This window comes from Paraburkholderia sp. UCT70 (genome assembly GCF_050434085.1).
GTDB lineage: Bacteria > Pseudomonadota > Gammaproteobacteria > Burkholderiales > Burkholderiaceae > Paraburkholderia > Paraburkholderia tuberum.
In genome coordinates this window covers 4,177,836-4,198,448 of sequence record NZ_JBNPVZ010000004.1, presented here as the reverse complement: position 1 = coordinate 4,198,448, position 20,613 = coordinate 4,177,836, and the positions used below count along the sequence as shown (strand labels likewise).

18 protein-coding genes and 8 pseudogenes are annotated in these 20,613 nt (G+C 59.5%); 10 read left to right on the top strand and 16 right to left on the bottom strand.

The window, feature by feature from the left end; translation table 11 throughout:
• Window positions 1-578: 578 nt before the first annotated feature.
• Both OKW41_RS45110 and OKW41_RS45105 read left to right on the top strand, forming a co-directional pair.
• The gene (locus OKW41_RS45110) at window positions 579-1,016 is read left to right on the top strand and encodes a response regulator (protein WP_429576401.1); all 438 of its coding nucleotides are present in this window, start codon (window positions 579-581) and stop codon (window positions 1,014-1,016) included.
• Between the two features lie 138 nt (window positions 1,017-1,154).
• Window positions 1,155-1,628 carry a PRC-barrel domain-containing protein gene (locus tag OKW41_RS45105; protein ID WP_429452527.1) on the top strand — a complete coding sequence of 158 codons (474 nt, stop codon included), beginning with the start codon at window positions 1,155-1,157 and terminating at the stop codon, window positions 1,626-1,628.
• 651 nt (window positions 1,629-2,279) lie between these two features.
• On the opposite strand, the gene OKW41_RS45100 is transcribed toward OKW41_RS45105, so the two are convergent.
• Window positions 2,280-2,858: a phasin family protein gene (locus OKW41_RS45100; RefSeq protein WP_429452531.1), complete on the bottom strand. Its 579-nt coding sequence runs from the start codon at window positions 2,856-2,858 to the stop codon at window positions 2,280-2,282.
• Window positions 2,859-4,288: 1,430 nt separating this feature from the next.
• Here OKW41_RS45100 and OKW41_RS45095 point away from each other — a divergent pair.
• Complete coding sequence (locus tag OKW41_RS45095; protein ID WP_429576400.1) at window positions 4,289-4,798, top strand: hypothetical protein; 510 nt, start codon at window positions 4,289-4,291, stop codon at window positions 4,796-4,798.
• A gap of 907 nt (window positions 4,799-5,705) precedes the next feature.
• Here OKW41_RS45095 and OKW41_RS45090 read toward each other — a convergent pair.
• The 4 genes and pseudogenes from OKW41_RS45090 to OKW41_RS45075 form a co-directional block, all read right to left on the bottom strand.
• A complete protein-coding gene (locus OKW41_RS45090) occupies window positions 5,706-5,972 on the bottom strand; it encodes a hypothetical protein (RefSeq protein ID WP_429448844.1) in 267 nt (88 codons plus the stop codon).
• 298 nt (window positions 5,973-6,270) lie between these two features.
• Window positions 6,271-6,468, bottom strand: coding sequence for a hypothetical protein (locus OKW41_RS45085; RefSeq protein ID WP_429576399.1), 198 nt, complete (start codon window positions 6,466-6,468; stop codon window positions 6,271-6,273).
• 644 nt (window positions 6,469-7,112) lie between these two features.
• Complete coding sequence (locus OKW41_RS45080) at window positions 7,113-7,610, bottom strand: RNA 2'-phosphotransferase (RefSeq protein WP_429452537.1); 498 nt, start codon at window positions 7,608-7,610, stop codon at window positions 7,113-7,115.
• Window positions 7,611-7,778: 168 nt separating this feature from the next.
• Window positions 7,779-8,086: pseudogene (locus OKW41_RS45075) on the bottom strand (nitrite reductase); the annotation flags it as partial.
• A gap of 323 nt (window positions 8,087-8,409) precedes the next feature.
• Between OKW41_RS45075 and OKW41_RS45070 the strand changes: the two are divergent.
• A complete protein-coding gene (locus OKW41_RS45070) occupies window positions 8,410-9,828 on the top strand; it encodes a PLP-dependent aminotransferase family protein (protein ID WP_429576398.1) in 1,419 nt (472 codons plus the stop codon).
• Window positions 9,829-9,923: 95 nt separating this feature from the next.
• Here the strand turns inward: OKW41_RS45070 and OKW41_RS45065 are convergent, their stop codons facing one another.
• Window positions 9,924-10,127, bottom strand: coding sequence for a DUF2970 domain-containing protein (locus OKW41_RS45065; RefSeq protein WP_187639425.1), 204 nt, complete (start codon window positions 10,125-10,127; stop codon window positions 9,924-9,926).
• Between the two features lie 496 nt (window positions 10,128-10,623).
• On the opposite strand from OKW41_RS45065, the gene OKW41_RS45060 reads away from it, so the two are divergent.
• Together OKW41_RS45060 and OKW41_RS45055 are read left to right on the top strand one after the other, a co-directional pair.
• Window positions 10,624-10,935 carry a hypothetical protein gene (locus OKW41_RS45060; protein WP_429452541.1) on the top strand — a complete coding sequence of 104 codons (312 nt, stop codon included), beginning with the start codon at window positions 10,624-10,626 and terminating at the stop codon, window positions 10,933-10,935.
• Window positions 10,936-10,988: 53 nt separating this feature from the next.
• Window positions 10,989-11,237 carry a hypothetical protein gene (locus tag OKW41_RS45055; RefSeq protein ID WP_429576397.1) on the top strand — a complete coding sequence of 83 codons (249 nt, stop codon included), beginning with the start codon at window positions 10,989-10,991 and terminating at the stop codon, window positions 11,235-11,237.
• Between the two features lie 70 nt (window positions 11,238-11,307).
• Here the strand turns inward: OKW41_RS45055 and OKW41_RS45050 are convergent, their stop codons facing one another.
• Entirely contained in the window at window positions 11,308-11,952 is a 645-nt protein-coding gene (locus tag OKW41_RS45050) for an H-NS family nucleoid-associated regulatory protein (RefSeq protein WP_429452544.1), read from the bottom strand.
• Between the two features lie 379 nt (window positions 11,953-12,331).
• Window positions 12,332-12,565: pseudogene (locus tag OKW41_RS45045) on the bottom strand (CopD family protein); the annotation flags it as partial.
• Between the two features lie 287 nt (window positions 12,566-12,852).
• Here OKW41_RS45045 and OKW41_RS45040 point away from each other — a divergent pair.
• A pseudogene (locus tag OKW41_RS45040) lies at window positions 12,853-13,025 on the top strand (winged helix-turn-helix domain-containing protein); the annotation flags it as partial.
• Between the two features lie 269 nt (window positions 13,026-13,294).
• Here OKW41_RS45040 and OKW41_RS45035 read toward each other — a convergent pair.
• From OKW41_RS45035 to OKW41_RS45020, 4 genes and pseudogenes are all read right to left on the bottom strand, one after another.
• Window positions 13,295-15,716, bottom strand: a pseudogene (locus OKW41_RS45035) (heavy metal translocating P-type ATPase).
• Window positions 15,717-15,791: 75 nt separating this feature from the next.
• Window positions 15,792-15,989, bottom strand: coding sequence for a heavy-metal-associated domain-containing protein (locus OKW41_RS45030; RefSeq protein WP_429452548.1), 198 nt, complete (start codon window positions 15,987-15,989; stop codon window positions 15,792-15,794).
• 72 nt (window positions 15,990-16,061) lie between these two features.
• On the bottom strand, window positions 16,062-16,457 hold the full coding sequence (gene cueR, locus OKW41_RS45025; protein ID WP_429452550.1) for a Cu(I)-responsive transcriptional regulator: 396 nt from the start codon (window positions 16,455-16,457) through the stop codon (window positions 16,062-16,064).
• Between the two features lie 363 nt (window positions 16,458-16,820).
• A pseudogene (locus OKW41_RS45020) lies at window positions 16,821-17,033 on the bottom strand (copper-binding protein); the annotation flags it as partial.
• Here OKW41_RS45020 and copM point away from each other — a divergent pair.
• Window positions 17,030-17,320, top strand: a pseudogene (gene copM / locus OKW41_RS45015) (CopM family metallochaperone); the annotation flags it as partial. The pseudogenes OKW41_RS45020 and copM sit on opposite strands and share 4 nt — an antisense overlap.
• 219 nt (window positions 17,321-17,539) lie before the next feature.
• Here the strand turns inward: copM and OKW41_RS45010 are convergent.
• The 3 genes and pseudogenes from OKW41_RS45010 to OKW41_RS45000 all read right to left on the bottom strand — a co-directional run bounded on the left by OKW41_RS45010 (window position 17,540) and on the right by OKW41_RS45000 (window position 18,574).
• Window positions 17,540-17,824, bottom strand: a complete 285-nt coding sequence (locus OKW41_RS45010) for a hypothetical protein (protein WP_429452552.1) — start codon at window positions 17,822-17,824, stop codon at window positions 17,540-17,542.
• A gap of 150 nt (window positions 17,825-17,974) precedes the next feature.
• Window positions 17,975-18,229, bottom strand: a pseudogene (locus tag OKW41_RS45005) (glycine zipper 2TM domain-containing protein); the annotation flags it as partial.
• Between the two features lie 9 nt (window positions 18,230-18,238).
• Window positions 18,239-18,574, bottom strand: coding sequence for an ArsR/SmtB family transcription factor (locus OKW41_RS45000; protein WP_429452554.1), 336 nt, complete (start codon window positions 18,572-18,574; stop codon window positions 18,239-18,241).
• A gap of 80 nt (window positions 18,575-18,654) precedes the next feature.
• On the opposite strand from OKW41_RS45000, the gene OKW41_RS44995 reads away from it, so the two are divergent.
• Window positions 18,655-19,713, top strand: a complete 1,059-nt coding sequence (locus tag OKW41_RS44995; protein WP_429576396.1) for a cation diffusion facilitator family transporter — start codon at window positions 18,655-18,657, stop codon at window positions 19,711-19,713.
• 2 nt (window positions 19,714-19,715) lie between these two features.
• Window positions 19,716-20,274 (top strand): annotated as a pseudogene (locus OKW41_RS44990) (response regulator).
• Between the two features lie 105 nt (window positions 20,275-20,379).
• Here the strand turns inward: OKW41_RS44990 and OKW41_RS44985 are convergent.
• Complete coding sequence (locus tag OKW41_RS44985; RefSeq protein ID WP_429452560.1) at window positions 20,380-20,613, bottom strand: DUF1289 domain-containing protein; 234 nt, start codon at window positions 20,611-20,613, stop codon at window positions 20,380-20,382.

Below are 20,613 nucleotides of genomic sequence, written 5' to 3'. Positions count from 1 at the left end.
TCGTATGCCTCCGGGTGACTGGAATCTGACACCGAGCCGCACCGGCTAGAATACCGACGGTTTTCGAGCCGCACATCGGTTGAACAGGCCGACGATGAGCGACCGGTCGCCTAGCCTGCATGCTCGCGTCTCTTTGGGATTGTCCCCTCAATACGCTCGCCACACCGAAGTTATTTCGCGTTTGAAGCAACGTCAATTCTGACCTTGAAATTTCGAACGCGGATGTAGTTGAACGACTTACTCCCGGTGCATCTCGACTCCGGCGGCGTCGCACGAGCCGGCACGCGTCGCTGAACTGGCAGCAGGCGCCGCATGCCACCGGACTCAACCGGAAAGCTCTGGCGGCAACCCTGACGGCTGGAACGCGTATGTCGGTCCCAGGGCGCTCCAGCCTGGCCTCGGCGACAGCGTCGTCACGCTCCCGTTAAAACGCCGAATGCACTGACGATAGAGCGCCGCTCTCAGCGCACGGCCGCCGAGTACGACGAACAACAAAACGTCTTCGAGGGCGCAGGCCGGCGGTTGTGCAAGGCGGCATGCTTAATGCGCAAAATCGATATGTCCCGGGTTGCTGCGCTATGGCTCTCATTCTCCTGGTCGACGATGACGGTGAATCACTGTGGATGCTTCAGCTGGTTTTCGAGCGAAGTGGTCACCGGGTGCTGCTCGCGGATAGCGGTGAACCGGCGCTGGCGTTGGCGCGGCGCCATCTGCCTGATTTGATTATCACCGACTGGAACATGCCGGGAATGGACGGCATCGCCCTCTGCGAGCGGCTGAAATTTTACCCTTCACTTGCGCAGATTCCGGTGGTGATGACATCTGGCGAGTTGCCGCCCAAAGATAGGTCCGCGCTGTGGAACATGTTCTTCTGCAAGCCCGTCGACCTGAAAGCCCTTGAGTCTGCCGTCAGCTCGCTCCTGGCCCGGCGTTTGTGCTGTTCCAAAAAGCGCGTCAATGTGCCGGCTCCGGCGCCCGCGCGTTGGGCCCCGATGCCCTCAAGGTATTGGGCGTAACCGGTGAACGAACGGCATTCCGAGAGCGCCTCGCGTCTTCTCTTGAGGGCGCCATGTGCCGAAGTTCGCGTCGGCACCCGCCTGCGGAGGTATGTTGCTTGCTCGTTACGGAGGCACCATTTTCGATGGAGGTGAATCATGGGCTCAATCAACCCGCAAGGTGCTGCCCGAGGCGGAGCGAATATCGTGGGCGGTGGTGTTGGCGACGGACCGGGACCAGACGTCATGGCTGCCGCGACGCTCGACGGGACCAAGGTGATGTCTTCAGACGGCGAACACGTGGGAAAGATTTCAGACATCATGCTTGATGTCCGCAACGGACGCATCGCGTATGCGGTGCTGTCTGAAGGCGGTTTTCTTGGGATGGGGTCTAACCTGCATGCCATCCCATGGAGTGCGCTGACCCTCGATACGGACCAGAAGTGTTTCTTCGTCGACATCACCGCACAGCGCCTCAAGGACGACCCGGGCTTCGACAAGGACCACTGGCCCGCCATGGCAGATGCGAAATGGGGAGAGTCAACGTACAGCTACTACAACCGGCAGCCGTACTGGTCAGCAACACAGGAAATGATGGAAACTGACCCCAATGTCCGGCCGAGCGAGCATTGAACATTATCGGTGAGCTGTCCCGGGCGGAGGGCTTATCTGCCGCTCCATCGCCTATGCCACTATGGCTTGCTTCGGTGGCATAGGCGCATTGCTTTCCTTAACCACCAGACGCGCGCGAATAATCGGCACTTCAATCTGTATCGCGCTCGCCGCGAAGACGGCGAAAGCGCCATGGTGGGCGTACTGCCGGAACTCACCCCTAGTAGGTTTTTTCATTTCACTACTGGAGGCCGGCGAGCCCTTCGCCCCTTTTTTCTGCATCTGCTTTTTCGCGACTTGCTGCCAGAGTGACCCATCGTTTTAGAGCCGGACGCGCCAGACATCGTGTCCGCCGCGCCACTCGCGTTCGGCGTGCCGATTCCGGTGCCGCCCTAGCCGGCACTGCAGGACGGGCACACGGAATATCTCGTCGAGATGCTGAGGGCTCATGCGCTGGATTGCGTTATCGGACGTATATCGCACGAACACGCTAGCGAGCTGCGACAGGAGATTCTTTTCAGCCAGCGACTGAAGCCGCCAACGGGCTCCGGACGCTCACGCCCAAACGCGGTGCCCACGCCGCCCATGCGCGACTGTTCCGATGTGAACACCGGGGCCGAAGGCATGAGAGTCAAGCCGTTTTCGGCATTGACAAGGCACGTCCATTAACACTTATTTTTTTGTGGCAGCCGTGACTTGTTCAACGGCCTGTCTGGTCGCCCTGTTTGAGGCGGAAGCTGCTGCGTCAACGTTGTTTCCGGCAATCTCCAGTGTCTGTGCAGCGGCCTTTTTTCCGGCTTCAATCGTTGCGCTCGTCGTCTCGCTGGCGGACCTAACAGCTGATTGCAACGCGTTCATAGCGGGTTCGCTTCCCACCGGTGCATTGCTTGCGACCGTATCGACAAACGCTTGCGTATTCTGCTGTTGCTGCCTGAATTGGGCCTCGGCGCTCGCGGCCAGTTCGGCCTGTGCACTGAACATGATGTTGTACACATGCCGCCAGTAGGACTGTGCTTCTTCCATGGCGGCTTGCGCGCGCTTTGCCTGCAATGCGAACAGCTCCTGCGGGTCTTTGGCTGACAACGCCGTGCTGATGATTGCCTGATTTTCGGAGAGCGTCGATTTAGCCGCCCGCAGGTTCAGCTCAGTCAGCTTTTCGATGCAGCCGAATGCCTTGGTCCATACATCGGACACGGTTTCCAAACTGGCTCTCTGCGAAGCCACCGCCTGTTTGCTGGAAAGACTGCTCATTGCAACCTCCATCTGGGTAACGTGGCGAGTGGTCCGTGAAGCCACTTCAAGGAACCTGAACGACACGCCACAGGGCAGGAATCAGCGGTGCAGCAAGGCTTGGTCCCGGGAACGCGAGCAACGTCAGTTTGTGCTTTGCGTTGCATACAGCGGCGCGCCATACAAGGCCCCAGTTATGCACGACGATGCACGGCGAGACAGCTTCCCTTACCCACGAACGACACGTACCGACCTAGCATCCAATCTGGCGAAAGACTCAGCGCGGTACGTGATTGAGGTCGACGTGCCTGCGCACAGGAGCGCCCCCTTCTTGCAGGATGCACGTGACGGCTCGCTCGCAGTATTCTGTGCCAATTCGGACAGTGGCTGCATCGCCCAGGCCGACATGCGCGACTATCGGTTTTTCGTCGATGATGAGCGCAATCGGAGCACGCAACGACATTGCCGCCAGGCGCGTTATCGCATCAAACGACGACTCCGTTGGCGTGTCGGGGATGCCGAAGCTGTGCAGTCTACGCAAACGCTCGCACTCGTTCGCGCGAGAATGACCTTCATAAACCGTCACCCTTGTGGGTGATGGGTTCAAAATAACTTAAGGGGCAAAAGATATACCTCGTCGACATGGAGGCGATGCACGGAAAGAGTGTCGGCCTGGCGCTTCTTTTGCGCTACGGAGCATGGAGCATAGTTCGCGATGGAGGCCGACATGGGAAGGGGAACTCGTCGATGGGGCCTGAGCGCCTCAAACCGGCACGCTCTCCGGCACGCAGACGCAGAGATTTCCAATCTAGAAAAAGCACTGGGGCGGACGGGACGCACTCGATATTTGCCCAGACCTATTGGCGACGTCGTCTTCACGAAATTCACGCAACGCCGGGGCTCGGGCTTGCCCAACGTATCAAGCTGGAAAAGCTGCTCAGCATCCTGGAGGGACACGAGAAACGGTAGAAATAACGTGCGGAATTGAATGGGGTTTGCGCCTTCGTGAGAGGTTGTCGGCCGCGAGGCGGATGATGCACCGCTGACATTGGTCCGCGATTTCCCCGCGATGTGAGCATGCAGTTGAACCCGGACTCACTGTCAGCAAAGTCACCCGGGCGGCCAAGCCGAAGCTGCCGCCGCCTGTCAGATAGTCGCACAGGCAGACCCATTACATCGGGTCGTTGCCTCCCTCAGGAGGAATCCATGACGAATCAACGAAAGGGACAGACGCGCGACGTGCGCCGCGACGATGATAAAGATGAACGGCCTGGAGACGCCCCGAACGCCTCTGGCTCACCGGTGCCTGACAGCGCTCCCCCACTCGTGCAGTCAGAGGACGATGACGCAATGGTTGACGAAGACGCGCCGGGACAGGAGTCGCCGGGGCGCGGTGTTGCGCCGGAACAGACCGTTTCCAGCCAGGCACGCAACGAGCGGAGATAGCTGCAATGGACGACCGATTTGACCGACGCGAACTGCTGCTTCACCTCGGCGACATGCTCGAAGTTTTGAGCTGTTTAGCCAGGACAGGTCGGCCGGAGGCGCTGGTGGTGCAGCTCGCGAAGGAGCAGAACTTGTCACAGGATTTCCGCTTCCTCCAGGCGCTTGGGCCGAAGATGACGGTGGCCGAGTTCAGCGCGGGCGTCGCCAGCGCGTTCTTCCTGTGGCCAAAGGAGCTGCTTGATACGGAGCTCAACCGGAAAGCTCTGGCGTCAACCGTTCAGCACGAGCTCTTTGACGGCAACCCTGACGGCTGGAACTCGTATGTCGGTCACCTCCGGAAGAAGGTGAAGTGGTTCGGGGACGGGCTTCCCGGGATGAGGAAGGAGGCGGGGGCCGAACCGTTGCACGATGCCGTGGAGGAAGTGAATCGAGTCGGGGTCGCGTCGTCCCCTGAGCGGGATGTGCCCGGCGAGCGGAAGGGTTGGCCTTGGCCCGAGCCAAAGCCGACGACCTGACCGATGCCGTCGCGACGTTTCTGCCAGACTCAAGGTCACCAGCGCGCCCCGGCTCAGCCTTGGCGACATCATCGTCAACGACGAAGTCTGTCTCGTGAAACGAACCGGCGACAAATTTGACGACTCTTCCGTGGGACGAAGCCGTCGACTGGTCCACGCGTTCACCGAGCCTGCAGGCATGCGCTAGTTGCTTGTCGAGTGAGCCTGTCGCGATGTTAACGCCGCGTGCAGTCCGCTGTTTCCACTACTGGCTGTTTTCTTTTGGGCCGTACCGTGGTCTGTTCACGTCGCTGTTCGCGCCGCTACGGGTACCCATATTCAGACCATTGGCCTTCCCCCGGTTAGAACGTCCGGTCGGAGGGCTGCTCTGCATCGCACCGACGCCACCGCGTGTGACATCCGGCGAACCGTATCCACTGTCGTTCGGGGCTGTCATCGAACCGACCCCCGGTCTTAACGTCCCGCCAGCAGTGCCGCCAGCGTACGCGTATGTGATTGCCGCCAGCGCCATCACGAGAGCCGAAGCGCAAAACGTCCTATCGTTAAGTTTCATGGTTCACCTCCGAAGAGGGGATGTCGTGAAAGCGACTGCCGCTGACGAACGAAGTACTGCAAGACCCGTGCCTAGGGCCGCTGATTCGTCGCTTTGCAACGGCAGGCAGGCGATAGAACAGACAACGGACGCTCATTCCGTATCCGAAAATGCCGCCCTCACAACGCCCCTTCGCATAGCTGGCGCTCCGCGGCGGCCTGCAGTGCAGCGGGCTGTCGATTTCTTTTGCTTTGCCGTGCCTACAGCAACGCTTGGTGCTCCCGGTACCTTGGCGGCGGAGGCAGAAGTCACCCTCACGAGAGCCGCCGTATGCCAAAGCGGCTTGGGTGGGGACCTCTTTTTTTTTTCCTTGCGTTACCTACGCCTGTTTCCTATCCTCTGAACAATGGAATTAAGGAGCTTCTTGTGTCCCAGATAAGAAAAAAGATTTCCGTGATATTCACTGCTGCTCGCCTGAGTGCACTCGACGACCGTTCGGCAAGCCGGTTTCGAGGTCGGGTCGGGCAGGTCATAGCGCATGAGCCCACGGGAAAGCACGTAAGCGTCGAATTCCCGGTGGATGGTGAGCGGCGGCCTGAACGGCTTGAGCGGGTTCCGCTGGAATACCTTGAGGTCGTTCATGCGCACTCTGGCGCGGCAGCCCCCTCTCCTGCACACTCACCGCACGCTAATGCAGCTCGAATGCAGCACTCGGCAAGGTTTAAGCGAGACACCTGACGCTTTCATTAGGCCTTGGAGCCACCGCGCTTGCACTTTCAGGGGCAGCGGTGGCTCACGTCGAAGTTACCGGTGCTGCCCTCAAAGAAGGATACGGAAACTGTGCACCGGCAGCCCGTGTCGACCGGTGCGAATAATTGAGCCCATCATGCACCTCCATAACAAAACCCAAGCCTTTCGAACTCCGCGAAATCGACCCGCATCACTTCCCGGGAGAAAAACGCCGCAGTGATTTCTGGAATTCTTCTTCGGACTGCACATTGTCCGCAAGCGCGGCCTTGATACCCTCCTCGGCATCATGCAACAGGACGAGCCGACCGTGCTCGGCTTCGAGAGCGTGGTAGTAATTCAGCTTTCGGGCGTCGACAATCGCGACGTATGCCGAACCAACCTTCGTCAAGATTTTTTCGGCACCTGCGACGACGCCTTCCGTGAGCTCAGTCAGTCACGAAGAGGTGTCGCACATCAATCTGCTCGTCGCTGGCACGAGTGGACCGATAACCTGGCATTCGAAGGCAATGGGGACAAACTACCTGTCCGCCGGAGCAGCTTGTTGGCGAGGTCCTTGACTTGAGGTGAGATTGCGAGACTGTCCGACACGACGAGCATTCGCAGAAACGAGCCAGTCTCAACAACAACAGCTTTCGTACGTTCTTGAGGGTTGTCATCTAAGTTTCTGAAAGTGGGCAGCAAAGGAAGCCCACGAGTCCCGTCGCGCGTGTCAACGCTGCGCTAGCTTCCGTCAACGCTGTGTACCTCAGCAATTCGAGGCCCCGTCGAGGGGGCGCCGCATGACATCCGTGTATGACGCTGCCGCTCTCTGAGCCATCAAGCCTCGCGGCGAAAAAGGCGGCGCACGATGTAGGCAGGTCCTTCATCGTCGAAAGCGTCGGCGAAACTCGGCCTCGCTAATTACGCGCCCAGTCTTCGCATTGCTGAGGCCAGAAACGGCGTCAGCGAGTAGTAGCTCCTTCGCGCGTTGACGACTCAGCTTGCGCTTTTGCATGCGTTGGGTCGTGATGTATTTGACGCGAGCACACACATTCATGGTTTCGGCCCACGCCCATGGAACCAGGACCCAAAAGGAGCGAGGTATGCCGCCGGCACGAGCGCAGTAAGCCACACCCCATTATCCGAACGAGTGAATTCGTGGCCGTCCGCATGCATCTGCGCGGCATCGACCACCAGTACCAATGGCGGACCGTGGCGAGCACCGACCCGCGTTGCCGTATCGGCGTCCGTGCTCAGATGAACTGCGTGCCTAGTTTGAGCCGTCAACCCTTCCACGGCGATATTCGTCCAGTTACTCCAGGCGGTGCCGTGATAGAGAACAGCTGGCGGTTCCTTTGCGGCATATCCAAGGTCCACGCCTATCGAGTGGCCCTGTGCCGCGCGTATCCGCAGGCCATCCGGAGATAGTGCAAAGCGCTGTTTGTCGTTTGTGGCCACGAGCGCCAACATGAGGTCTCGCGTGATTGCTGGCAGTGTCCTTAGTCGCTTCGAGGCACCCGCGTTACGCGCGGTACGCTCGATTGCGCGCATGAGCTCATCGACAGATAGCCGACTTGAACGTAATCCGGCTGACCCTTTGTTTCAGACCAGGCTCTACGACGCGGCTAGCTTCATCGCTGACTCGGAAGACGTGCACGGACGTCGGGTCAATTCGCCGGTCGTCGCCGTCCCGACGTCAGGTGCGCGGGGCATCTGGGTACCGCTGGTTTGAATGCCATGCATGTCGACGGACGCTAGCAGGTCCATCACATCAGCGGCCTTGCGCAAGGGAATCCAGTTGAACTGCACGTTGGTTCGTGTCGTGAAGTGCGCTGAATTTGTTCGCCATATGGCACGGCGACGCGCAACATTGGCGCGTGGCGCTGTACATACCAGCCGTTCTGCAGGCGCAGCGGACGAAAGTCGTCTTCACTCAACCGGCCGCTTTCCCAGCGTTCCAGTTGGTCCCGAAACTGCGCCGCGCGGCTCTTGACAAATGCTTTGTCGAATTCGTTGTACTGATACATGAGTAGGGAGCGTCTCGCGTCGCGGTATTACGCGACGTAATTGAAGGCAAGGGATGTTGGAGGCAACCCTCCGAAAGGCGTCAGTGGCTACGATAGGCACCTCGCCCTCCGCCGAAAAGAAGCAGAAGCCGCCGATGTTTGCGTAGCAGGCAAGTTCGGTTGGCAGCGCCCACTCAATCGCTGCTGACCCCACCGCAGTCGTCGCTGGCTCATCAACAGAAGCTGTAGTATTGCGGCACAGTCTCTCGGCAGACACATCGGGAATCGCGCGAGAAACCGTGCACTGCGAGTTCGGTCACCGAAGAACACGGTAAGGGCAATCAATGAATCGCTACGAGACTATCGCGAAGAATCTGGCAACGCAAATCCGGGAAGGCCTTCTTCCCGCCGGAGCCAAGCTTCCGTCGCTTCGCCACCTAATCGCGCAGTACGGCGTGAGCCAGTCGACGGTATTTCGCGCCTACTCGCTCCTTGAGCAGTGGGGTCTCGTGCGCGCCGAGGAGCGTGCTGGGTATTTCGTCACTCAGGGCGCCACTGTGAACGAGACGGTTCGAGCAGAAGGACTCGCAGCGGAACCAAGGAAGGTAGACATCAGCGATTTGGTGTTCTCCGTGCTCGAATCAGCCCGGCATGCGGACATTGTGCCGTTGGGTTCAGCGTTCCCCGCTCCACAGCTCTTTCCATCTGCACGGCTTCTGAAGTCACTGGTTTCCGGCACCCGGTCGCTCACCCCATGGAACACGGTGGAAGACCTGCCGCCCGGTAACGACCATCTCCGCCAGCAAATCAGTCTTCGGTACGTTGGAACGGGCATGTCCGTGTCGCCAAACGAGATTCTCGTTACAAATGGCGCCCTCGAAGCGTTGAATCTATGTCTGATGGCCGTCACCCGGCCTGGAGACCTTGTAGCCGTGGAGTCCCCGGGTTTTTACGCCGCCCTGCAAGCAATTGAGCGGCTCGACCTTCGAGCTATAGAGATACCTGTCGACCCGGTATCCGGCCTTGACCTCGAAGCGTTACAAGGTGCGCTTGACCAGCACCCCATTCGAGCGTGCTGGTTCATGCCCAACTTCCAGAATCCGACCGGCACGTCCTTGTCGGCCGACAAGAAGCGCGCTCTGGTCGAACTACTGCGTCGACGCGAAGTTCCGCTCATCGAAGACGACGTCTACCAGGAGCTTCATTTCAGCCGCGACCGTCCGCTGCCGGCCAAAGCGTTCGATACACAGGGGCTTGTCATGCACTGCAGTTCATTTTCAAAAACACTCGCGCCCGGCTATCGAGTCGGGTGGACGGCGGCTGGCCGATTCGCTGACAAAGTCAGACGGCTGAAGCTGATGACAACACTTTCTGCGTGCATTCCCGCGCAAGCAGGCGTTGCCGACTATCTGCAGCACGGAGGATACGACAGACACTTGCGCTCGCTGCGTTCGTCGCTTCAGTCGCAGCTCGAGCGAATGGAGACGGCACTGCATAAGTGGCTGCCGAGTACCGTTAGGTGGGTGCGTCCGACTGGTGGCTACATGCTGTGGCTACAGCTCCCGCAGTCTGTCAAAGCAATGGAGCTTCACGCGTTGGCGAGCGCGCGCGGTATCAGCATCGCTCCGGGGCCAATTTTCTCACCGACGCACGGCTTCCAAGACTGCATCCGGCTCAATTTCGGCCATCCTTGGGACGAGCGCTTCGAAAACGCGATTCGCGGACTCGCCGAAATCCTCGACGACCCTTCCATTCACGGCTAGTGTCACCAGTGCAGCGTCAACGGCCGGGTCTACGTCGCGAGGCGCTCTGCGGCGTTTTTGCCTTGTCCAATCCGCGTGCATGAGCGCGCTTGCAATCAGAATCCTTGCATCGAACTCGTGACGTCGGCAGTCAAATGTACGGCTCCAAAGATAAGCAAGCCAATCATCAAGGCGAGTGCGATTGCGACAAACGGCAGCAGCACCATGTTGACATTCGCCAAATCCGCCTCATGAGCAGCGCGTTTGCGTACCCCAAAAAAGCCGGCCAACACCATGCAAACCATGCGGAAAAGTTCCACGATTTCTCTCCCAGAAATCCATCTCAGGCTTAATAGTCTCGTATAGCTCTCGGAATTAGAAGAAGCAGTTCTCGCCGATTCGAGGTAAGCAGGAACTGAGGGTGCAGTGGAAATGTGAACAGAGTTGGACCTGCGTTGCTGCGGCGACGCTCGCGCCCGCTGCTATCGCGACTGGCACCTATTCCCAGTTTTGGAATTCGCCTGAGGCGCGTGCGACCGCCCACATCCCAGAAGCGGGCCAATCCACCCTTGGAAGATGCGGCATGTTCCCGGGAGTAATAACTCTTCGATGGGCCCCGGAGCGCTGGCTTCTTGGTTCTCAACCATCACACGGAGCAGTTGCAGGTCCTGACGAGATACCGCGCACGCCGTGCGCCGACGCTGGTAATGCCGTGTTACCAATCTCGCGCCGCCGTTTCACATGTGTCCGACATCGCTCCTTACACTCCGAACCGTAGTCACTGACATTGCACTCAATGTGCGAGGAGTAGCGAAGATGAACATCAAGATTCTCAGTGCAGCGCTCGGTCTGGCAGTGCTGGCAGCATCAACAGCCGCATCGGCACATGTCGACGTCGCCATCGGATTGGGCATCCCCGGGGCCGTCTATGCGCCTGCAGAGCCAGTGTACGCACCGCCACCTCCCGTCGTGTATGCTCCCGCACCTGTCGCCGTCGCGTACGGCGGTGGTGGCGACTGGCGAGCCCGTGAATGGCGCGAACGTCGCGAGTGGCGTGAACGTGAATGGCACCGCCAGGAATGGCGTGAGCACGAGTGGCGCGAGCATCGTGATTGGCGCGGGTATTGAAACGACGCCTGAAGGCGCCACATCCGAAAAAACCGACCTCAGAGTACTTTTGAATGAAAACTAGCCCGATAAGAACCGCCTTCATTGCAACGACGCTGGTCTTCGCGACAGCAGGCACGGCAAACGCCGTAGGTTGCATCAAGGGCGCGGTGGTAGGCGGAGTCGCCGGGCATTACGCCGGGCACCACGCTGTCGTTGGTGCAGTCGGTGGCTGCATGGTCGGCAAGCACCTTGCGAAGCAGCACGCTCAAGAGCAGGCTCAACAGCAAGCTGCCCAACATCAAGCAGTACAGGCGCAATAAAACGTCGTCGGCGTGGTGTGCCCGGTGGAACCCAAAAGTCGCTGTTCCACCGGGCACCTGACAACTACATTTAAGTCGTCAACTCGGCGCTAGGCTCGACTGTGGCCACCGGAGCGGGCACGGCCTTCCTGGCAGGCACTTTCTTCACCGCAACCTTCTTTGTCGGAGCGGTCTTTGTCGCTGCGACCTTCTTGGCAGCAGTTTTCTTCGCAGTCGCGCCCTTCTTCGTAACAGCCTTCTTGGCCGCCGGTTTCGCATCGGCCGCTCCGCCGGCTCCATCAATCAAAAACCGTGTCCGGTCTTTGGCACCAGCGAGCCACGCCGGCGCCGGACCTCGCCCACTCCATGTCGTGCCCGACTTGGGGTCACGGTACATCGCCGGTTGCGGACCTTTGGGCTGACCCGTGCCAGCAGTGACACCGACTGACAACGAAGCCTTCTTAACCGCAGTCTTGGCTTTCTTCGCACCTGCTGCACCTGCAGCGGCAACTGCATCAGCGCCGCCTGCAATCAGGAATCTGCTGCGGTCCTTCGCGTTCGCAATCCAACCCGGAGCGCGTCCGTGTCCGGACCATGTAGCCCCTGTCTTCGGGTCCTGACACTTCGCTGCGGACGCCTTCGCGACGACCGCAGATTTGGCGCCAGGCTTCGGTCCACGCTTTTTGCCACCAACATGCGCATCGATGTCGGCAGTCGTCAGGCCGTGCTTTGACATCAATTCCCGAATCTTCTCGATAACAGCACTCGACTTTTTCGCGCGCGAGCGAGTCAGCTTGCGCCTTGAGTTTTTTGATTTTTGCTTGCAAGGATTCCAGGGTGGTCATTCCCGCCTCCGCAGTTGAGATGCCGGCACTATGACATGCCAATGATGAGGTGCGCTACTTCTGGCTCGAGGGCGGAATAGATAGTCGCTACATCACGCAGAGCCCCACGTTTCTCTTATGTCCGCCTTGAGCAGGCGAAAAAAAGGCCCGACGCGTGGTCGAGCCCGTAAAGGATGGAAGCGCCCGGCGGCGGCAGTCATTCCGTAAAACACTGATTCGCCGCTGGGACACCACCATCTGCGTGGAGGGGTGAAAGGTCGCCTGCCAGGCAGAAGTACCTGGTAAAGGGCTCGAAACAAGAACTGCAGCCACAATGAGCACGGCGGTCAGCACGACTGACTCAGCCTTAAGGACAAGTGCGAAGCGCTTCAAAGGGCGGCCCGCCGGTACAGAACGCGAACCGTTCAACGCTCCGAGCAGTTTTGGCATTTCGACGACCCGGTTATGACCTCCAACTGCAGCTGCAATGAGCACGAGTCCGAGCTTCAGTAGAAGCACCTGTCCGACGCTTCGGACAGAAGCTTACCCCAAGCGTTCTGACGCCGGGATGGCTGCAAGATGACTGATTTTTCACACTCGCGAAGACGAACAAAGTGTCATGGTGCCGTCATCTTGTGGCCGTTGACCGATGCTTACGCTGGCTAGAGTCCCAAGAGAAAGTTGGGACCCGTTGACTTATGCGCATACTCATTATTGAAAGACGAGCCTAAGATGGCCGCATACCTCAGGAAGGGATTGGCTGAGGCGAGCTTCACGGTTGATACGGCCGACAACGGGAACAATGGTCTATGCGGCGGGTGAAGCGAACAGACGTACGCATCGACCTGACGGCACAGGAGTTTTCCTTACTGCCGTTACTCACCGAACGGCAGGGCGAAGTGCTGACGCGCACATTCATCACTTCGCAAATCTGGGATATGAATTTCGAAGCGACACAAACGATGTCGATGCCGCCTTCACACGAGCCTTGGAACGCGCGTGATGACGCGGCTGACCGGATGAGCGCCGTGTGGACGCGCGGCGAACCCCGCGTCGGCTGCGGTATGTACCGGTTGCTAGAAATAACGATTGTCGAAGAAGAGTCGCGTTGAGTTCCGTCCAAGAGTATTCAGACGCATTCGAGGACTGCGAGCAACGAATCGGCTTTCCTGCTGCTCGACCGGAGCGCGACGAATTGCCGAGCTCGCCAATAGTGTTGTACCGTCGTAAGCATCCCCGGTTTGGCGGCGGCTGTTACCGACGCTTCTTATCCGGCGACCACAACCGCAACGTCAGCGCGTTACTCACAACGCTGACACTACTGAATGCCATCGCCGCGCCAGCCACTACTGGATTGAGCAGGCCCAGCGCCGCCAGCGGTACGCCAACCACGTTATAGATGAACGCCCAGAACAGGTTCTGCTGAATCTTCCGGTAGGTGCGACGTGAGATGTCGATGGCGTCCGCGATGAGTGCCGGGTCACCCCGCATCAACGTAATGCCGGCCGCGTGCATCGCGACGTCGGTCCCTGTCGCCATGGCGATGCCAACGTCGGCCGCTGCAAGCGCGGGCGCATCGTTGATGCCGTCGCCAACCATGCCGACCGTTCCACCGGACGCGCGCAGGTCAGATATGACGCGAGCTTTGTCCTCAGGCAGCACCTCGGCGCGCACGTCCTCAATTCCAAGCTTGTCGGCTACAGCACGTGCCGCACCCTGGTTGTCGCCGGTGAGCAGAACCGTGCGTATTTTCATGGCACGCATGTGGTCGATGGCGGTCGCCGCAGTGTCCTTGACGGTGTCGCCAAATGCGAGCAGCGCCACCACTTTGCGGGCATTGCCCAACTCGACAAGCCACGAAACGGTCCGACCTTCCGCTTGTGCGGAGTGGCCCTGAGCGAGAACTTCCTCGGACACATCGATTTGCGTCTCCTGCAGGAAGCGGGCATTCGCAATCGCGTAGAGGCGGCCACCAACGTTACCCTGAACTCCGCGACCGGCTATGGCTCGCACATCACTCGCGTTCGGAGCGACTATGCCGTCCGCCTGTGCCGCTTGCGTCACCGCGTGTGCCAACGGATGCTCGCTGCCCTGCTGGATGGCCGCCGCGACAGCGAGCGCTTCGTTGCGTGCCACGTCAAAGGTACGAAATTCGACGAGCGTCGGCTTGCCGACGGTCAGCGTTCCGGTCTTGTCGAACGCGACGGTATTGATTCGATGCGCGACCTCCAGGGCTTCGGCATCCTTGATGAGAATCCCATGCCGCGCCGCGACCCCTGTGCCGGCCATGATGGCGGTCGGTGTTGCCAACCCCAATGCGCACGGACAGGCGATGACAAGTACGGCCACCGCATTGAGAATGGCGGTTTCCACGTTACCTGAGTAGAGCATCCAGCCAACGAGCGTCAGGAATGCAATTCCCAAAAATCGTTGGCACAAATACAGCGCTGACCTTGTCGACCAGTCGCTGAATAGGTGCTTTCTCGGCCTGGGCGGACTCGACCAGCCGGATGATTCGGGAGAGGGTCGTCTCGGACCCGACGGCTGACGTCTCGACGACAAGCAGTCCGTCGACGTTGATGGACCCGCCAGTCACTTTATCGCCCGGTTGCATTGCCACCGGCAAGCTCTCACCCGTGATGAGTGACTCGTCCACGGAACTTGCGCCTTCTACTATCGTCCCGTCCACCGGCACGCGCTCACCCGGGCAGACGACCACTTGCGCGCCGACACGCACGGCCGCAAGAGGCACCTCCTGCTCAGTGCCGTCGATGCGCACACGCGCTTTGTCAGGCCGCAGCGCGTTCAAGGCCCGGATAGCCTTCGTAGTCTGGCGCTTTGCCTTGGCCTCGAGCCATTTCCCGAACAGCACCAGCGTGATGACAACAGCCGACGCTTCGAAATACAGATGGCCCATGTCGCCCGGATGAGCGACGACCTCATAGACGCTCAGACCGTACGCGGCCGACGTACCGAGGGCAACGAGCAAATCCATGTTGCCCGCCTTCGCGAGCACCGCTTTGTAGGCTGATTTGTAGAAACGCAGGCCGAACCCAAATTGCACGACAGTCGCCAGCGCAAACGAAAGCCAGATGGGGAGCATGACGTGCCCGCCCAACCACTGGGCTACCATCGGGACCACAAGCGGTGCGCTAAAAATGGCTGCACCGGCGACCCTGAGCGACGCAAAGTCTCGCTTCGGCGGCTGCTCAACATCAGTTGCCGGAATGGTCGCGTCGTACCCTGCCTTCTGTACGGCGCTCACGAGGACGTCCCGAGACACACTTGCAAGGGCTTTTATCGTGGCCTGCTCGGTGGCCAGGTTCACGCTGGCCGATGACACGCCGACGACCTTGCTCAGTGACTTCTCGACCCGCGCGACGCACGATGCACAGGTCATGCCGTTGATGCTCAGCATGACCTCCTGTTCCGGTACCTCATAGCCGGCCGCTCGAACTGCGTCCGCGACAGCGGAGTGCGCCTGCACAGATTCAGCTTCAATGGACGCTTTCTCGGTCGCAAGATTGACGGAGCTGCGCGTCACACCCGGCACGCGCGCAATCGCTTTTTCCACGCGCGCGACGCACGACGCGCACGTCATGCCCTCAATGGGCAGTTCGAAGGTGGTGGTAGTACCAGCCGCCGCGCGGGTGGCATTCAGAAGTTCGGTAGCCATGGTCTTGTTTGGAGGGCCGCACCGGTGGGTGCGGCCGTCGAGGACTGCGGGACCGGCACTATGCCAGCGAGAGGGTCAGGCGCGAACAGCCGGGCTGTAGCCCGCTTCCTGGATGACCAACAAAAAGTCGTCGGCACCGTGCGCGGATTCGATGCGCACCGTCCTGGTTGCAACGTCGATGTCCACCTTCGCCTGTGCGTCGACATCCTTGACCGCTTTCGTGATAACGCCCGCGCAATGCCCGCAGGTCATGTCTTTGACTTCCAGTTCCATTTTGAAAACTCCGTTTTATTGTGAGCAAAATCAGTATCGACATTCCAACTGTTGGAAGGTCAAGCGTTGCGACTAATGTTTTTGACCGGCCAGTGCTTCCAGAATCGGGCATTCCGGACGTGAGTCGCCTCTGCAGTGCTCCGCCAGATGCCCCAGCGTGTCTCTCATCTCGGTCAGTTCCCGGATACGCAGGTCCAGTTCGACGATATGCTCTTTCGCAAGCCGTTTGACCTCGCTACTGGGCCGGCTCCGGTCTTCCCACAGGCCCAGCAATACCGAAATCTGCTTCATCGGGAAGCCGAGGTGACGGGCTTGCCTGACGAAGCGCAGCACCTCCACGTCCTTGTGCGTGTACACCCGATAGTTCGATTCCGTCCGCGTGGCAGGCTGAATCAGGCCGGCGCCCTCGTAGTGGCGAATCATCTTGGCTGAAACGCCGGACGCCTTCGCTGTTTCACCAATGTTCATCTCGAGCTCCCTCTAAGCAACGGCCCATTGGCCATCCAAGCGTATTCTTGACCTTCCCACAATGGGAAGGTCAAGCAGTGTTTGACCGGGATTTGATGGCGTGGCAATGGCTTCGGCAGTGCGTAGGTGTATGCCGGCGCAGCAATCGGCATCGCGCCGGCGTGCGTCGACATGTGCAGCCCCTGAAAAGGACGGCTATTCGAGCCTGCCCTGGGCGAGCGCTAGCGCCGGCACGATGCCCAACGTCACCGCCATCGCCATGCCCATCAATTTGTTGAGAGTGTTTGCTTTCAGGTTCTCAAGAATCCAGATAGTCGATTGGACCGCTGCGGCACGGAGGCCACAGCGTGCGTTGCCCGGGCGTTATTGGTTTTGCAGCTTGGTAACCGTCACGATGTCGTTCACCTCTTCGGCAACGAAATCAATCTGGTCGCCAACCTTGACCTGCGAGAGCATCGCTGGGTCCTTGACGTTGAACACCATCGTCATGGTGTCCATGCCCAGATTCTCTATCGGACCGGCTTTGATGGTCAGTTTTCCTGCCGCAGCATCGACCTTCCTGACTTCTCCAAATGAACATGAGTAGCTCGAGCGGCGACAGCGCGAGTCGGTCAACGCAAACCTTCAAGGCAGCCGGCGAAAAAATGATGACGGACATGAGCGGCCCGTACACGGGCGATACGGATAAAGACTTTGTGTCGCACATGATTCCCCACCACCAGGGTGCGGTCGCCATGGCAGAAGTCGAGTTGAAGCAAGGGAAGGACCCCGAGATGAAGCGGCTTGCAGCAAACATCGTTAAGGCGCAAGACGAGGAAATTGCCTACATGAAAAAGTGGCAGGCAAAGCACGGCGGCAATTGACAGGGGGACAATGCTGGCGAGCGTACTTTAGAGGGCGCGGGATTTGTATGCAGCGCGATATCACGGCTCCCCGGATGAGCGCCCTCGCGCAGGCGCGCGGCGAATCCAGCGCCGCCTGTGACATCTAAAGGGTGTCAGAAGTAACGTTCGCCGAAGAAGGGTCGCGTTGTCACCTGTCCGCGACTCCCACAGACGCTGTCGAAGACCGTCGGCAAAGAATCAGTCGTGGTCCTCATGATGGTGATGTTCCCATCCACGGTGCCGACCGTGGTCATGCCATCGGCGCTCGTCGCCGTAGTCGCCTTCATAGCGGTATCCGTAGCCATAGACCGGGGCCGGCGCGTAGACCACTGGCGGCGGCGCCTCGTACACGACCGGGGGTGGCGCGACATACACGGGACCAGGAACCCCCAGATAAACGCCGATGTCCGCGTGAGCGAAAGCCGCGCTGGACGCACAGGCAGCGGAAATTCCCACCGCGAGAAAAAGGGTAGCGCGCTTCATGGAGTTCTCCAGTCCTGCCCGGTTCTGGCGGATGCCAGACAACGACGAACGACGCAGATTGTAGGAGGGCCAAGCCGCAGCAGGTACGGCCGGATTGTCAATTCTGTAACCGGCAGTAACCGTCAAGGTTCCGCCGGTTTTGGAGGCTGATTACGACGCGCTCAGGGAGTCGCCCGAGACATGAACGCGCTCACCGACCTGGACCGGCGGCTGCGTTGTGTAGTTGAAGTTCCGGTAGCTGCCATCCTTGACCTGCACCTGGTAGCTCGTCTCCTTGCGCACAGCATGCTCAATGCCATTGCCCGCAAAGCCACCGCCCACGGCGCCGGCAATCGTTGCCAGAACGCGACCGCGTCCTCCGCCGACCTGATTTCCCAACAGCCCGCCAGCGACTGCGCCGCCTACGCCTGAGCCTCAAGTTTCCCCGTGCGTGTCGTCAAGGTCAGAGGGCAAACGCTCGCAGACATGGTCGGCCATGTCGCTGATGACGTGCTTCACGTGCTCGTCCGCCGCCTCGTAGAAAATCTGCTTTCCCCGCCGCTCGGCTCGCAGTACCCGAGCAGCTCGCAGAAGGCGCAGGTGATGACTGACCAGCGGCTGTGACAGACCGAGCTTCGTGGCGATGTCGGATACGCTTATCGGCGCGTGAAGACAGGCCGCGATTATTTTCAGGCGGCTCGGGTCACCCATGAGCCGGAACATCTCGGCCAGCTCCACGACCTGGTCCTCGGTCAACTCTGTTTCTCGCATCGTGGCTCCAAGACATTAAATCAACGTATGTTTATATGTGTATATAATATCGCATTTGCAGTTTATCCGAGGCCCAGCCAATGGCTCACGACCACCAGCACAATTCGCACCTTCATGGCCGTGAGCGCGACCACAACGATGCCCACGGCCACGACCACGGCAAACGGCAGTCACATGGCGCCCATGACCACAGTAGCCATAGCCATGCAGGCCACAGTCACTCCGGCTACAACCATCTTCATGGTGTAACCGACCAACGCCGTATTGGATGGGCCTGCATCATTATTGCCGTGTTCATGATGGTCGAGACTGCGGGGGGCCTGCTGTCGGGCTCGCTCGCGCTGCTGGCAGATGCGGGGCACATGGTCAGTGACGCTGCCGCGCTCGGGTTCAGCTGGGCCGCAGTCCACTATGGCCGCCGGCCCGCAACGGCGCAGCTTTCCTATGGATTCAAGCGACTAGAAATCCTCGCAGCCTTCGTCAATGGATGTGCACTATTCGTTATAGCAGGGTGGATTGGCGTTGAAGCCATCCGCCGGTTTGCATCCCCTGTTCCCGTGGTCGGACAAACGATGCTGGTCATTGCCGTCGCTGGGCTGGTTGCTAACATCGCCGCGTTCTATGTTCTCAACGGTGGCAACCGGGAAAATCTGAACATGCGCAGCGCATGGTTTCACGTTCTCGGCGACATGCTCGGCTCGGTGGCTGCCATCGTTGCAGCAGGCGTGATTCTGCTCAGTGGCTGGACGCCAATTGACCCAATCCTGTCGATATTCGTCGCGGTCATTATCCTCAAGAGCGCCTGGGGTATCGTAAAGTCGTCCGCGCACATACTTCTCGAAGGGACTCCCGCTGGTGTTGACGTAGCGGACATCAAAGCCGACCTCGAACGGAACGTAGCGGAAGTGCGCGACGCGCATCACATCCATGCTTGGTCCATCGCTGGTGAACAACATCTTGTAACACTGCACGTGCACCCAACGGACGGTGCAGTCCACCGGGACGTCGTTGCAGCAGTCCGGCGACGTCTCTCGGAGCGTTACAGCATTGAGCATGTGACTGTTCAAGTCGAAGAAGAGGCGTGTATCGACGAGCACCAGCACGGTCCACACAGAAGCGGCGCAACGAAATGCCATTAAGCATGAAAAGGTTCGTCCTCTTCGCATTGACAGCCGTCGCCGAGCTTCTCGGCTGCTACTTGGCTTACCGCTGGCTTCGCGAAGGTCCCAGTGCATGGTTCCTCTTTCCTGCCGCATTAAGTCTCGCGGCGTTCGCCTGGCTGCTCACGCTTCACCCCTCAGCACCAGGTCGAACCTATGCAGAGGACGGTGGGGGTCTACCTGTCAGTCGCAATGATGGTCGTCGACGACAATCGGGACGCCCTTGAGGCGCTCGGGCTCCTGCTGGAAGTGGAAGGGCATGAAGTTACAACGTCGGACAATGGCTCCGACGCAATCAGGCTGATGTCAGAACGCCGCCCAGACGTCGCACTGGTTGATATCGGGATGCCAGTGATGGACGGATTCGAGGTCGCACACCTAGTCTGGCTGGACCCCAACTTTAACGACGTCGTGCTGGTGGCACTCACCGGCTACGCAGCCGAATCAGATAAGTCGCGAGCGCTTGCCGCCGGTTTCGACTACCACCTGACAAGCCACTTTCGCTGGACAAGCTCGAGTACATACTTTCCGGCCAGTTAGTTAACGGGCTGGGCGATATGGAGTAGCTCTCCGAGCCGGGGCTGCGCCGCCATTTGCATCGGTCGCCGCACGAACTAACGCTCCCCCTCGAAGCACAAGCGCCCTCTAACTCGCGTCCTCAGAATTCCCGTTCACGGACTCGCTATCCGACAACGGTCGCGGTGATTCACGCTGGAGCTTCGCCTCGCGGCGAGACCTGTCGTTGATGACCTGATGACGCCGGTGGTCAGTCATCGTCTTCCAGCCGCGAATTTCCTCGCGAGTACGAAAGCATCCCACGCACAAACCCGATTTGCCATCAATTCGACACACGTCGATACACGGTGAGTTGACTGCCAT